13 protein-coding genes are annotated in these 12,736 nt (G+C 69.7%); 5 read left to right on the forward strand and 8 right to left on the reverse strand.

Annotated features, from left to right (window positions below):
- Positions 1-51: 51 nt before the first annotated feature.
- The 5 genes from ltrA to AB1578_16580 all read right to left on the reverse strand — a co-directional run bounded on the left by ltrA (position 52) and on the right by AB1578_16580 (position 5,875).
- On the reverse strand, positions 52-1,281 hold the full coding sequence (ltrA, locus tag AB1578_16560) for a group II intron reverse transcriptase/maturase (GenBank protein ID MEW6489515.1): 1,230 nt from the start codon (positions 1,279-1,281) through the stop codon (positions 52-54).
- A 616-nt stretch (positions 1,282-1,897) separates the two neighbouring features.
- Positions 1,898-2,614, reverse strand: a complete 717-nt coding sequence (locus tag AB1578_16565) for a PilZ domain-containing protein (protein MEW6489516.1) — start codon at positions 2,612-2,614, stop codon at positions 1,898-1,900.
- Positions 2,611-3,753, reverse strand: coding sequence for a transglycosylase SLT domain-containing protein (locus tag AB1578_16570; GenBank protein ID MEW6489517.1), 1,143 nt, complete (start codon positions 3,751-3,753; stop codon positions 2,611-2,613). The genes AB1578_16565 and AB1578_16570 overlap by 4 nt, the downstream gene beginning before the upstream one ends.
- Before the next feature lie 132 nt (positions 3,754-3,885).
- A complete protein-coding gene (locus AB1578_16575; protein ID MEW6489518.1) occupies positions 3,886-5,049 on the reverse strand; it encodes a lipocalin-like domain-containing protein in 1,164 nt (387 codons plus the stop codon).
- A 79-nt stretch (positions 5,050-5,128) separates the two neighbouring features.
- Positions 5,129-5,875 carry a sulfite exporter TauE/SafE family protein gene (locus AB1578_16580; GenBank protein MEW6489519.1) on the reverse strand — a complete coding sequence of 249 codons (747 nt, stop codon included), beginning with the start codon at positions 5,873-5,875 and terminating at the stop codon, positions 5,129-5,131.
- A 274-nt stretch (positions 5,876-6,149) separates the two neighbouring features.
- Between AB1578_16580 and AB1578_16585 the strand changes: the two genes are divergently transcribed.
- The 5 genes from AB1578_16585 to cls all read left to right on the forward strand — a co-directional run bounded on the left by AB1578_16585 (position 6,150) and on the right by cls (position 11,221).
- Positions 6,150-6,470, forward strand: a complete 321-nt coding sequence (locus AB1578_16585) for a hypothetical protein (GenBank protein ID MEW6489520.1) — start codon at positions 6,150-6,152, stop codon at positions 6,468-6,470.
- Positions 6,470-7,462 carry a 2-hydroxyacyl-CoA dehydratase gene (locus AB1578_16590; GenBank protein MEW6489521.1) on the forward strand — a complete coding sequence of 331 codons (993 nt, stop codon included), beginning with the start codon at positions 6,470-6,472 and terminating at the stop codon, positions 7,460-7,462. The genes AB1578_16585 and AB1578_16590 overlap by 1 nt, the downstream gene beginning before the upstream one ends.
- A gap of 115 nt (positions 7,463-7,577) precedes the next feature.
- Positions 7,578-8,864, forward strand: a complete 1,287-nt coding sequence (locus AB1578_16595; GenBank protein MEW6489522.1) for an NCS2 family permease — start codon at positions 7,578-7,580, stop codon at positions 8,862-8,864.
- On the forward strand, positions 8,864-9,622 hold the full coding sequence (gene ttcA / locus AB1578_16600; GenBank protein MEW6489523.1) for a tRNA 2-thiocytidine(32) synthetase TtcA: 759 nt from the start codon (positions 8,864-8,866) through the stop codon (positions 9,620-9,622). The genes AB1578_16595 and ttcA overlap by 1 nt, the downstream gene beginning before the upstream one ends.
- A gap of 162 nt (positions 9,623-9,784) precedes the next feature.
- Entirely contained in the window at positions 9,785-11,221 is a 1,437-nt protein-coding gene (gene cls / locus AB1578_16605; protein MEW6489524.1) for a cardiolipin synthase, read from the forward strand.
- A 38-nt stretch (positions 11,222-11,259) separates the two neighbouring features.
- On the opposite strand, the gene AB1578_16610 is transcribed toward cls, so the two are convergent.
- The 3 genes from AB1578_16610 to AB1578_16620 form a co-directional block, all read right to left on the reverse strand.
- Positions 11,260-11,598: a type II toxin-antitoxin system PemK/MazF family toxin gene (locus AB1578_16610; GenBank protein ID MEW6489525.1), complete on the reverse strand. Its 339-nt coding sequence runs from the start codon at positions 11,596-11,598 to the stop codon at positions 11,260-11,262.
- Complete coding sequence (locus AB1578_16615; protein MEW6489526.1) at positions 11,583-11,825, reverse strand: ribbon-helix-helix domain-containing protein; 243 nt, start codon at positions 11,823-11,825, stop codon at positions 11,583-11,585. The genes AB1578_16610 and AB1578_16615 overlap by 16 nt, the downstream gene beginning before the upstream one ends.
- A gap of 342 nt (positions 11,826-12,167) precedes the next feature.
- Positions 12,168-12,563 carry a response regulator transcription factor gene (locus AB1578_16620; protein ID MEW6489527.1) on the reverse strand — a complete coding sequence of 132 codons (396 nt, stop codon included), beginning with the start codon at positions 12,561-12,563 and terminating at the stop codon, positions 12,168-12,170.
- Between the last annotated feature and the right edge of the window lie 173 nt (positions 12,564-12,736).

A 12,736-nucleotide genomic window follows, 5' to 3' on the forward strand; every position in this document is an offset into this window, starting at 1 on the left:
CCCTCCTCCCTCCGAACCGGACAGGCGGTTTTCCCGCATCCGGCTCTCCGGTCAGTGGTTTCCGCAGCGGGGCTGGCGGACGGCCTCGTGGGCTGTGACAAGGGTGAACAGCCCCCGCGCCGCAAAGAACGCATTGGGCCAGCGTGTGTGGTCCCAACCTCGTCCGCGGCCTTGTCTCTTGGACCGCTTGCGCAGGATGCTGCGCAGGCGCATGCGAATCCAGGAGTCCAGCGGCGTGAAGGTGGTCCAATGGCTGTGCTTGAAGTAACCAAACCACCCCTTCAGGATGCGGTTCAGACTGGCAATGATGCAGGCCAGGCTGTGGCCGTTGCTGCGCTTCGTTTTCCCCCGAATCCTGTCTTTCAGAGCCTTTATGCTCTTGATCCGGGGCCAGCGGTACCTTCGCTCGAAGTGGTACCCCAGAAAGTCGAAGCCACCTGGCTCCCGGGCGTTGACCAGCCGGGTCTTGTCGGGATGGAGCGTCAGCCTTCGCCGGGCCATCTCGGCTTGCAGGAGCGCCAAGGCCTGTCTGGCCTCGCCCTCGCTCCGGCACAGGATGACCAGGTCATCGGCATAGCGCAGCACCCGGCAGCCCGCTTGGCTCAGCGTCCCGTCTACGGTGTGCAGGTACAGATTGGCCAGCAAGGGGCTGATCACTGCCCCTTGGGGAGTCCCCTGCGTTGGCTTCCATACCTTGAGCCCTTCCGCTACGTCCTGTGTGAGGTAGCTCTCCAGCAGGGCCAGCACCTTCCCATCAGAGACGCTCTTCTTCACGTCCTCCATCAGGAGGGTCCAGTCGATCGTGTCGAAGTAGCTTTGGATGTCGGCGTCCACGACCCAGACGTATCCTGCCGCCAGCAGTCGCCACACTTCCCGCAGCGCGTCCTTTGCCGAGCGCCCGGGCCGAAATCCGTAGCTCACGTCCAGAAACTGCGCCTCGAAGATCGGTTCGATCACGTTGCGCAGCGCCGTTTGTACCACCCGGTCCTTGACCGCTGGTATTCCCAGCGGCCGAAGGGCAGTGGTCCCCGGCTTCGGTATCCAAGTCCGAAGCACCGGCTGGGGGTGGTAGCTCCCCTCTTGGAGCGCGTGCTGGAGCTCCCGAAGGTAGTGCTCCGCACGCTTGCCGAACTTCTCCACACTTTGCCGGTCCACCCCCGCCGCTCCCCGGTTTCGGCGTACTTTCTCCCATGCCGCCCGCAGGTTGTCCGGGTCGTAGACCTTGTCCATCAGGCTGTACCACTTGCCTCCTTTGACCCCATGTTCCAGGGCTTCCAGCATGCGCTCGGTCCATACCGCCGGTTCTACCCAGGCCCATCGAGCCCGGATGTCTCCCTCTTGTTTAGAGCGGTTGCCCACTGGCGAGGGTTGGCGTTTCGTTGGCATAGGCCTTGCGCATCCACCTTCCTGGCTCCCTTCGCTCCACACCCGTTACGGTGCTTCCCCGCTACTATGGAGCCTCTGACTCCCGGCGAGGTCACCTCCCGCGCCGGGTCTCCCTCTTTACTGCACAGAGCCTTCCCACCGTTCCGTCCCCACCCACCCCATGGCTCTCCGTCATCGCTTTTGTACCCGCCTCGGTTGTGTCAGCGTGACGGACTTCCTGTCCCCTTCCAGATTCCCGCGCGGCGGTCCGCGCGTCTGGGGGTCAGACAGGTCAGGGCTTCGCACACCCCTAGCAGACTCGCCGATCCATGTGGCCGTATCGGGTTCGTCATCCTACGGACCAGTGGTTCACCTTCCGTTGCTCTCCACCCTGCCTTGCGGCAACGCAGTTACTTCAGGTTTCGCGCAGCAGGCGTCTGCCCGGAGGGGACTTGCACCCCTCTGACTCTGCGCCATCGGAGGCGCACTAGGGACGCCTCGCCGAGGCGTCCGTCCCGGTCCTCGAGGCGGGTTAGGCCTCCGCCCCGGCGGGCAGGCCCAGCCAGAGCCAGACCCGGTCCGGGAGGGGGACGGAGACGAAGCGAAGGCCCAGGCCTTCGGGGTACGTGGCCGAGGCCGGTGCGCAGCGCACCACCCGGGCACGGCACGAGAGCAGCCGGTCTTCCAGGTGCACCCGCACCTGGACCACTTCTCCCTGGGGGACCCCAAGGCCGGGAACCTCGGCGAAGAGGCCCGTGCGCGAGAGGTTGAAGACGCTTCCCTCCGCGCGAACGCCGGCCTGCGTCACGAGCTCCACCCGGGCGCATACCGGGTAGCGGGGCGCCGCCCGCCACCAGTGGAGGCTTCGGGCGTGGAAGAGGCGAACCACGGGCGGTCGCAGGAGCCACGCGCCCAGCAGGACCAGGCCCCCGTTGGCGGCCCCGACGGTCCATCGGGGCATGGGGGTGGGGTAGTGGAGAAGGACCCAGTTGTTCCACAGCGCCACTCCCACGAAGCCGAGGGCGGCGTACCATCCCCACCGGGAGACCCGCTGCACCCCCAGGGCGGCCGTGGCGGAGCACACCATCACGAGCTGGTTCTGGGGGGCGATCTTGGCCCACAGGGCGGTCCACTCCCAGGGAGGATGGCCGAAGACGAGCATGGCCTGCACGGGCATGCCCAGGACGTGAAGCCAGAAGAACCACCCCAGCACCTGCAACCAGACGGGCTTGCGCGTGTGGCCGGTCACGTGGGCTCTCCCCAGGCGAGGGGAGCCGGCTCCTCCCGGAAGGCGCCGTAGAAGCTCAGGATCTTTCGCACGTACCGCCGGGCCTCCCGGGCGTCGTCCTGGTCGAGCCACTGGCCGCGGTGGCGCGAGAGCCAGGAGAGGGTGCGGGTGAGGCCGCTGTTGTAGGCGGCGAGGCACGCCTCGGCGAGGATGCGGTCCTCGTCCTCCCCGCCCAGCCCCAGCTTGGGGCGGTTGCGCTCGTGGGTGAGGCGCGTGCGCAGGTAGGCCAGGTAGTGGGCGCCCCCCCACACGCTCTTCACCGGGTCGAGGCGCCACTCGTTGCCCCCGTGGACCGCCTGGGGGATGAGGGCGCGCAGGCGGCTTCGCGAAAGCCGCTCGATGCCGGGATACCGGGGCCAGTGGGGAAAGGCCGGGGCGATGTCGCGCTCGGCCAGGTGGGTGACCTGGGTAAGGCCGATGGCCTTGGCCTTGGAGACGGCGTGGGGGTTGAAGCTGCTCTCCTGGGCGATGAGCGCCGCCAGCAGCACCGGGTTGAGCCGGTAGTGGCGGCTGGCCTCGAACACCGCTTCGAGGACCCGGGGACTCACGGAAAACGGGTCGGTGCCGGCCAGAGCCTCCTCGGCCCCCAGGTCGCGCACCGCCGGAAACGGATAGCGCGCTGCGAGCGGGCGGCCCTGGGCGGGAGTGTACTCCACCACGATCTCGTGGTCGTCCAGGGGGGGAAGCCGCAGATGGGGCATCTCGAGGAGCAGGGCCTCCCGGTCCCCCTCCGCGGCCGGGCGGTACGCCACCCGAAACTGGAAGCGGGCCGACTCCGTGACCTCGAGCCCGTTGTAGAAGACCCGCAGGCGACTGGCGTCGGGCCGGTCGGCGGCGTGGGGGTCGACCACCGCCACCTGCCAGGTGTAGGGCCCGTGCACCCGCTGGTAGGAGGGGGAAAAGTGGATTTGGGCCCGCTCGGCGGTCTCGCCGGGAGACTCCGCAGCGGCGCAGGGTGCGCCGCCCTCCCCCGCCGGCCGGTCGACCGCCCCGAGCGGGGTGGTGGGACCCAGACACCCCGAGAGGGCCGCGGCCCCCGCCAGGAGCAGAATCAGGCTCGCAACGCCACGCCTCTTCCTGGGGCCGGTACCTTCCTCCATGAAAGCGCTCGACTCCCCCCGGGGAGTTGCGGTGCCGATTCCAGCGGTGCCTTTGCCGGGGGCCCGTCCCGAGCCCGCACCCGTGCGTTTTCTGTGTATCGGCCCAACGAGGCGAAGACTTGAGCCGGGGGATCAAAAAAGGCCGCCGAGCTCCCCCGCGTAGCCCGTGAGCTCCACGTACCCTTCGCAGGTCACCGGGCGGCCCCCCGAGGTGCCCTCCCCGGCGACCGCGCCCTCCCAGTAGACCACCCCCGTGGACTCCCGGGTGTCGAGCTCCTGGTCGGGGACCAGCGGCGCCACCACGAGCTCCACGCCGGGCGCACGCAGCCGCCAGCGGCTGGGGTAGGAGGCGCCGCTCCGGGGGCTTCGCCACCTGCCCAGGACCTCCACCTGGATGTCGCCCAGGGGAAGGTGCCGCGCCGCGCCGCCGGACTCCACCAGGGTGCCCGAGCTCGCGGGCTCCAGGGACCCGTCCCTGCGGCGCAGGAGGTAGACCATGAGGTCGCCCCCGTCCGAGAGGTGCAGGCTGAACCAGTCCCAGCCGGCCTGGTCCTCCGAGAGTTGATTGGAGCCGAACTCCTGGTCGAACCAGCTCGTGCCCGTCACGGCGACGGGCTCGGCGCCCGGCTCCAGAACCAGGCGGCCCGCGGTGGCCAGGTCGGTAAAGGAGGCGTAGTACGAGGCCTGCCCCGGCGCCGGCCCCTTGCGGCTCAGGCCCCCCTCGCCATGAAGCACCACCGGCTTGCGGGGGACGAGCTCGAGCTCCAGTCCCATCTCCGGGGTGCGCGCGCGCAGGCGGATGGTCTCCTCCTCCATGGCGGCCCACCAGTCGAGGTTCCACACCTCCATGCGCCCCTCGGCCGCGCCGGCGAGGCCGGGCCCGGCCCGCGACAGGCGCTCGGCGTGGCGAAAGCGGGGGCCCTCGGTCTCGGTGAGGGCAAAGTGGGCCAGGTGGGCGTCGCGCAGGGACCAGGGGTTCTCGGGGTGGGGCGGCTCCCGGTTCACGCCCTGCCGGAAGAAGGTGAGCTGGTAGCCGTAGCGGGCTCCGGCCGCGTTTCGAAGGTTGCCCGTGAAGTACCACCACTCGGTGCGGAAGTCGGGGTGGGCCCCGTGATCCCGGGGGAACGACCACGCCCACGGGGCCTCGGCCTGGCTCCAGCCCTCGTCGCCCTGCGCACCTGGGGCAAACGCGAGAACGAAGAGAACAAGCGCCCGCGAGAAGACCCTGCGGCCGGTTCTGATGTCCGACTCTCGGCCCCGTTCGCGGCCAAGGCCGCTCCTACCGTCTCCCGTCACCCGTCACCCTTCCCCCTTCCCCCTTCCCCCTTCCCCCTTCACCTTTCACCTTTCACCTTTCACCCTTCACCCCGTCCCCCTACCCCCTCACCAGCAGCAGCACCGCAAAGAAGATGATGCACACCGTGACCACCTGGCGCAGCCACTCGTGGCCCCGGCGCACCGCCAGACGCACGCCCACGAAGCCTCCCACGGTATTTCCGGCTCCCAGGGCGAGCCCCAACACCCAATCCACCTTGCCGTGCCCGGCAAAGATGGCAAGGGAGACACTGGTCAGGAGCAGCACGCTCAGCACCTTCACGGCGTTGCCCCTCACCAGATCCAGGCCCGCCAGGGTCGTGGCGGCGAGGATGAAGAATCCCACCCCCGCCTGCACGAACCCCCCATACACCCCCACGAAGAAGAATCCCATCGCCAGGAGCCCGACGCGGGGTCCCCCCCGAGCTTTGCCGGCCCGCCCCTTGAGGGGGTTCCAGAGGGACCAGAGGGTCACGGCGACCATCAGGATGGCCAGGATGCGCTGGAACGCCTGGTCCCCCACCCGCAGCGCCGCCCAAGTGCCCACCACGGCCCCCAGGGCGGCCGGCCCTGCGGCCCAGGCGACGCTCCTCCAGTCGAGCACCCCGTGGCGGTGGAACCCCCACACCGCGCCCACGTTCTGCAAGAGGACGCCGATGCGGTTGGTGGCATTGGCCACCGTGGGGGGGAGGCCGAAGAAGATGAGGAGCGGCAGGGTCAGGAACGACCCGCCCCCCGCGAGCACGTTGATGGTGCCCGCCACAAGCCCCGCCCCGAAGAGCACGGCGTACCCCAGACTGCCCTCCACGACCCCTCCTGCGCCGGCGCCCCCTGCCCGTGTCCGAGCCGCCACTTCTCCCCGATTCGGGGACAGGAGTCAAGACGGTCGGGGCGCGTTGCAGGTTGCAGGTTGGGGGTGACGGGTGCTGGGTGCGACGTGCCACGCGCAACCCGCCACGTGCAACCCGCCACGTGCAACCCGCCACGCCCCTTCCCACCCTCTGGCCCCGGCGGCCCGCTTTTGCTACTGTTACGTCTCCGCCAACCCCCAGCCGGCACCCGGGTGCCAGAGGGGAACCGCCATGTGGGAGAGACTCCGGGAGACCTTCTCTTCCGTGGACTGGAACGCCCTGCTCGAGAACGTCTCCAACGAGCGCCTCGTGGCGTTCTTCACCCATCCCTACGGCCTGGCGGGCCTGGGCGCCGTCATCCTGCTCTCGCTGCTTCTCAAGTGGCGGGTGACCTTCGTGGCGGTCTCGGCCGCCCTGGGCATCGCCTTTCTCGCCCGGTCCACCCTCGCGGGGGCGCAGGACGGCCCCAACCGCAACATCCTGCTCCTGGCGGCCGGCGGCGTGGCCGTGGGCGCGTTCATCATCTACTTCCTCTTCATCCGCGAAGAATGATGCCGGCCGGCAGGAGGATCGGCATCACCACCACGATTCCCGTGGAGGTGATCTACGCCGCGGGGGGCATCCCCGTGGACCTCAACAACGCCTTCATCTCCCATCCCGACCGCCGGGCGTTCGTCGAAGAAGCGGAGATCGCGGGCTTCCCGGCCACCACCTGCGGCTGGATCAAGGGCATCTACGCTGCGGCCCGGCGCTCCGAGGTGGACGCAGTGGTGGGGGTGATGGCGGGGGACTGCTCCAATACACAAGCCCTGCTGGAGATCTGGCAGTACGAGGGCCTCGCGACGATTCCCTTCGCGTACCCCTACGACCGCTCGCCCGAGGTGCTCTCCGCCGAGATCGACCGCCTCTGCCGCCGCCTGGGTGCTACCCGGGAGGCGGCCGAAGGGCAAAAGGCCCGCCTGGATCCGGTGCGCGCCCGAGCCCTGGAGATAGACCGCCTGACCTGGGAGGAAGACCGGGTTTCGGGCTTCGAGAACCACCTGAGCCTCGTCTCGGCCAGCGACTTCGAGGGCGACCCCGAGGGGTACGAGGTCCGGCTCGACGCCCTGCTCCGGGAAGCCGCGGGCCGGCCCCGGCGGGGGGAGCCGGTGCGGCTGGGGTTTCTCGGGGTGCCGCCCATCATCGACGGGCTCTACCCCTTCCTCGAGTCCCTGGGCGCCCGGGTCGTGTACAACGAGACCCAGAGGCAGTTCTGCCTTCCCTACCTGGGCGAGCCCCTGGCGACGGCCTACACCCGCTTCACATACCCCTATGGGATCTTCGCCCGCCTGGAGGACATCCGCCGGGAGGTCGCGCGCAGGCGCATCCGGGGCGTGCTCCACTACGTGCAGTCCTTCTGCTTTCGCCAGATGGAGGACATGCTGCTGCGCAAGTCCCTGGACGTGCCCGTGCTGACCCTCGAGGGCGACCGCCCCATGGCGGTGGACGCCCGCACCCGCACGCGCCTGGAGAGCTTCGTGGAGATGCTGGGCGACGTGACATAGGGGCGCGAGCTTTCAGCGATCAGCGGTCGGCTCGTTTCGACGGGCGGCGCCCACCCTACCCTCGACCCTTCCCGCCCCACGTCGGGGCGGGGGTTTCGTTTCGCGGAGGACCCCCATGACCGACTTCTTTCGCCTGCGGGCCCACGGCACCGACGTCCGCACCGAGGTGATCGCGGGCTTCACCACCTTCCTCACCGCGGCCTACATCGTCTTCGTGAATCCCTCGATCCTCTCCGCCACGGGGATGGACAAGGGGGCCCTCATCACGGTGACGTGCCTGGTGGCGGGCCTCTCCACCTGGCTCATGGGCCTGTGGGCCAACGCCCCCTTCATGATGGCGCCGGGCATGGGGCTCAACGCCTACTTCGCCTTCAGCCTGTGCCTGGGCCAGGGGGTGCCCTGGCAGACGGCCCTGGGGGTCGTCTTCCTCTCCGGGGTGTTCTTCCTCGTGCTCACCTGGCTCGGGGTGCGGGAGCGGATCATCGAGTCGATCCCCGCCAACCTGCGGCTCGCGGCGAGCGTGGGTATCGGGCTGTTCATCACCTTCATCGGGCTCCAGAACCTGGGGCTCGTGGTCAAGAGCGATGCGGTCCTGGTGGGCCTGGGGCCGCTGACTCCCCCGGTGCTCCTGGGGCTCGGCGGCATCGCCCTCATGGCGGTGCTGGAGACCCGGGGGATCCGGGGCTCGATCCTCCTGGGCATCCTGGCCACCGCCGCGGCCGGGTTCCTCCTCGGCCTCACCGAGCCCCCCTCGCAGCTCGTGAGCGCCCCGGCGTCCATTGCGCCCGTGGCCTTCCAGCTCGACATCGCCGCGGCGATCCGGCCGGCGCTGTGGGCCGCCATCTTCTCCTTCATGTTCGTGGACCTCTTCGACAGCCTCGGTACCCTGCTCGCCGTCTCCTACGAGGCCGGCCGGGTGGAGGCCAACGGGCGCATCCCGGGAATCGGGCGGATGCTCGGCGCCGACGCCGTGGCCACGCTGGTGGGCGCCGTGCTCGGCACCTCCACGACCACCACCTACATCGAGTCGGCCGCCGGGGTGGCGGAGGGCGGGCGCACCGGGCTCACCTCGGTGGTGACGGGGGCGCTCTTCCTGCTGGCGCTCTTCTTCAGCCCCCTCATCGCTGCCGTGCCCGCCTACGCCACGGCTCCGGCCCTGGTGATCGTGGGCCTGTTCATGATCCGGGGCATCCACCGCATCGACTTCCAGCGGTTCGACGAGGCGCTGCCGGCGTTCCTCACCATTCTCCTCATGCCGCTTACCTACTCCATCGCCACGGGGCTCCTGTTCGGGTTCCTCTCCTACGTGCTCCTCAAGGTGCTCACGGGGCGTTTCGAGGACCTCAACGTCGTGCTCGTGGTGATCGCGCTCCTTTCGCTCCTGGACCTCGTCGTCCTCTGATGGCCTTGCCCGCCGCCGACCTGCTGGAGAAGCGCCTCCTGCGCAAGGTGGGGCGGGCCATCCACGACTTCGGGATGATCCGCGAGGGCGACCGGGTGCTGGTGGCCCTCTCGGGGGGCAAGGACAGCTGGACGCTGCTCCACTGCCTGGAGGCGCTTCGCCGACGAGCCCCGGTCTCCTTCGAGGTGGCGGCGGTCACCGTCCACCCCGGCTACCCCTGGTTCGACACCGGGGCCATCGAGGCCTACTGCCGGGAGCACGGCTTCCGGCACTGGGTGGAGCCCTCGCGCATCTACGAGATCGTGGAGGCCAAGCGCGACCCGGGCTCGAGCTACTGCTCGTTCTGCTCGCGGCTGCGGCGCGGCGTGCTCTACGGTGCGGCCCAGCGAGAGGGGTTCACCCGCCTGGCCCTGGGGCACCACGCCGACGACCTGATCGAGACCCTGCTGCTCGGCCAGTTCTTCACGGGAGAGATCAAGAGCATGCCGCCGCTCCTGCGGGCCGAGGACGGCGTCAACGTGGTCATCCGCCCCCTGTGCACGGTGTTCGAGGACGACATCCGGGCCTATGCCGACGCCCGGGGCTTCCCCCTCGTGGGCTGCGGATGCCCCGTGTGCGGCGCCAAGGACATGAAGCGCCAGCAGGTGAAGGCGCTCCTCGGGGAGCTGGAGCGGGGTCACCCGGGCATCAAGGCCAACCTGCTCTCGAGCCTGGGACGGGTGCGCAGGGGGTACCTGATGGAGCGGCCAGGCGCCTGAGAAGCGGGATCGGGGTCGGGTTCGGGATCGGGGTCGATACCGATACCGATAGCGATAGCGATTTTGGGTGCGAACGCTGCGGCACCCCTCGGCGCCCCTAACCGCAGCACTCCCTGGCGTCTTCGTGTGTTGGTGGTTTGCCCTCCCGTGAGGCCTGCCGCGATGCCGAGCCTTTGGACCCTGGTGCTCCTCCACCTGGCGCTTGCCACCCTCCTGGCCGCCGACCTCCTGCTGCGCCGCAAGGAACCCCTGGCCACGCTGGCGTGGCTGCAGGGCCTCTATCTCCTGCCGGGGGTGGGCGCGCTGCTCTATGTGCTGGTGGGCGCGGCCACGATCCGCCGCCGCACCTTTCGCCGCAAGCGTCGCCTGGCGGGAGATTTCGCCGCCCGACTCGCCTCCCGGGGCAAGGGCCCCGGGGGCGTGCGGGAACCGCCCCCCGGGCTCACCCAGACCGCCGCCGAGACCCTCACCATCGCGATCCGCACCTCCCGCCTCCTCCCCACCCGGGGCAACGCCGTCGAGTTGTACGACAGCCCCTCGGACCTCTATGCGGCCCTGGAGCAGGCGGTGATGGGGGCCGCCCGGCACGTCCACTTCGAGTACTACATCTTTCAGCCCGACGAGACGGGGCGCCACTTCCTGGAGCTCCTCACGCGGAAGGCCCGGCAGGGCATCGAGGTGCGCCTGCTCCTCGACGCGGTGGGCTCCCGCAGCCTGGGGACGGCCTTCACCTCGCCCTTTACGGCCGCGGGCGGCCAGCTCGCGTGGTTCCTGCCCCTGGGGGCGCTGCCGCCGCGCTTTGCCCTGCACCTGCGAAATCACCGCAAGCTGGCAGTGGTGGACGGGGTCGTGGCCTTTACCGGGGGGGTCAACATCGGGGACGAGTACCGGGGCCGGTGGGCCCGAAAGCCCTCGTGGAGCGACACCCACCTGCGGGTCGAGGGCCCGGCGGTGCAGCAGCTCCAGGAGGTCTTCGCGGAGGACTGGTTCTTTGCCGCCGGGCAGGAGCTTACCGACGAGGGGTACTTTCCGCCCCAGGAGCTTCGGGGAGATGCGGTGGTCCACGTGGTGGCGAGCAGTCCGGACGACCCAGCCCGGGCGATCCACGCCACCCTGTTCCACGCGGTGGCCTCGGCCCGCCGGAGCGTGTGGATCGCCACTCCCTACTTCATCCCCGACGGCGCCATCACCACGGCGCTCACCTCCTCGGCCCAGCGGGGCGTGGACGTGCGCCTGCTCCTGCCCGAGCGCACCGACCACCCCCTGGTGGACCGGGCCGGGGAGAGCTTCCTGCCCGGCCTCCTGGAGGCCGGGGTCCGGGTGTTCCGCTACGAGGCCGGCATGCTCCACTCCAAGCTTGTGGCCGTGGACGGCCAGTGGGGGACGCTGGGGTCCGCCAACATGGACATCCGCTCCTTCCGCTTCAACTTCGAGCTCAATCTCCTGGTCTTCTCCCCCACCCTGTGCCGCCGGCTCGAGGAGATCTTCGAGCGAGACCTACAGCACTCGAGCCCATACACCCGGTCGCACGTGGAGTCGGCCTCCCTCCCCCGTCGGGTCACCACGGCGGCGTGCCGGCTGCTGGCACCCTTGTTGTGACGGCCTTTCCGCTGCGCATCACGGCCTCTCGCCGGCGGTCATCCGCCGATGATCTCGTTCAGCCCCTCCAACACCTGGGCAAGCTCTTCCGCGCTGGCCGTGGCGATCCGTTTGCCGAGCCGTTCGACCGACAGGGTGCGGACCTGGCTAATCTTGACCCAGGAGCGCTTTGGGAGGTCGGGGCTCGAGAGTTCCAGTGTGAGGGGAAAGCCGGCGCGGGGTTCCTGGCTGGTGAGAGCCGCCGCGATCACCGTGCCGGACCTGTCGTTGAAGACCGCTGCACTGAGCACGAGCACCGGGCGAAGGCCGGACTGCTCCCGGCCGCGAACCGGGTTCAGGTCGGCCCACACGATGTCTCCCCTCAGTACTCCGGCCACCCGTCCCCCTCCGCCGCAAGACCCTCCTCGGCCAAGGCCTGCTCGTATCTTGGGTCTAGTTTCGCGCACTCCCGTGCCAGCCGTCCCTGCCCCAACCGGCTCAGTTTCTCGGCGACCGCCTCCTGAACCGCCCTGCTTCGGCTTGGGAACACGCGCTCCTTGACCAACCGGTCCACCCGGGCCAGAAGCTCCTCGTCCATCGTGACGGCTACCTTCGCCATGCCCATGGCTACCCTCCGGTATGATTGGCCGTCATACCAGCCTACACCCATCTCCGCAAGGGTCCTGATGCTCGGAACGGGAAGCCTGTGCATCCGTCGTCGCGAGCAGGCCGGAGTGCGCGGACATCTTCGAGCGCGACCGCCAGCACTCGATCCGCTACACCCGGTCCCACGTGGGCGTCGCCTCCCGCCCCCGCCGTGTCACTACGGGGGCGTTCCGGCTGCTGGCGCCGCTGCTCGGACACAGATCGTTGACCTCAGGGGCGCAGAAGTGAGCGGGGGGCGAAGCATAGAGCATAGAGCATGGGGCATGGGGCGGGCGGACTCGGGGGAGCAGCCGCGGCGTAACTACTTCTGTGACGCGTCCTCCGGGGAGGGATCTGCTTCCATCGCCCGGCGCACCACCCTGGCGATCTGCTTGGGGTCGAGGGAGTGCTTGGGTAGAAAGCAGTCGGCGCCGCACCCGAGGGCTGCCGCCTCGTAGGCGGGCTGGTCGTGGCTCGTGCACACGGCCACGGTGGTTCCGGGGGCCTCCTGCTTGATCCGCTTCACCAGGTCCAGGCCGTTTCCGTCGGGCAGGCCGATGTCCACGAAGACCACGCCGGGTGCGTGCTCCCGAAAGCGGGCGTGCCCCTCCTCCACCCCCTCGGCTTCGCAGATCTTCAACCCGGGAAACCACGCGCACAGGAGCGTGCGCAGCACTTCGCGAAACACCGGGCTGTCTTCCACAATGAGTGCGTCCATGGCCCCAGTGCCCTCCTCTCCCCCCGCCCTTCGCACCTGCACCCGACGCCACCTACGCTACCACTGATCGCAGGCGGCACCCAAGGTCTGGCATGCGGGTCTGGCATGCGGGAGCCCTCCGCCGGCAGTGCCCTCCCCCAGGAGCCAAGAGGGGCGGCCCCCTCCCGGGGGCC

Source organism: Thermodesulfobacteriota bacterium, assembly GCA_040756475.1.
Taxonomy (GTDB): domain Bacteria; phylum Desulfobacterota; class Deferrisomatia; order Deferrisomatales; family JACRMM01; genus JBFLZB01.

Bases quoted from the DNA above. Each gene is read 5' to 3' on its own strand.
- cls (MEW6489524.1), top strand. From the start codon at position 9,785: ATGCCGAGCCTTTGGACCCTGGTGCTCCTCCACCTGGCGCTTGCCACC.
- AB1578_16570 (MEW6489517.1), bottom strand. From the start codon at position 3,753: ATGGAGGAAGGTACCGGCCCCAGGAAGAGGCGTGGCGTTGCGAGCCTG.
- AB1578_16620 (MEW6489527.1), bottom strand. From the start codon at position 12,563: ATGGACGCACTCATTGTGGAAGACAGCCCGGTGTTTCGCGAAGTGCTG.
- ltrA (MEW6489515.1), bottom strand. From the start codon at position 1,281: ATGCTGGAAGCCCTGGAACATGGGGTCAAAGGAGGCAAGTGGTACAGC.
- AB1578_16590 (MEW6489521.1), top strand. From the start codon at position 6,470: ATGCCGGCCGGCAGGAGGATCGGCATCACCACCACGATTCCCGTGGAG.
- ttcA (MEW6489523.1), top strand. From the start codon at position 8,864: ATGGCCTTGCCCGCCGCCGACCTGCTGGAGAAGCGCCTCCTGCGCAAG.
- AB1578_16615 (MEW6489526.1), bottom strand. From the start codon at position 11,825: ATGGGCATGGCGAAGGTAGCCGTCACGATGGACGAGGAGCTTCTGGCC.
- AB1578_16585 (MEW6489520.1), top strand. From the start codon at position 6,150: ATGTGGGAGAGACTCCGGGAGACCTTCTCTTCCGTGGACTGGAACGCC.
- AB1578_16595 (MEW6489522.1), top strand. From the start codon at position 7,578: ATGACCGACTTCTTTCGCCTGCGGGCCCACGGCACCGACGTCCGCACC.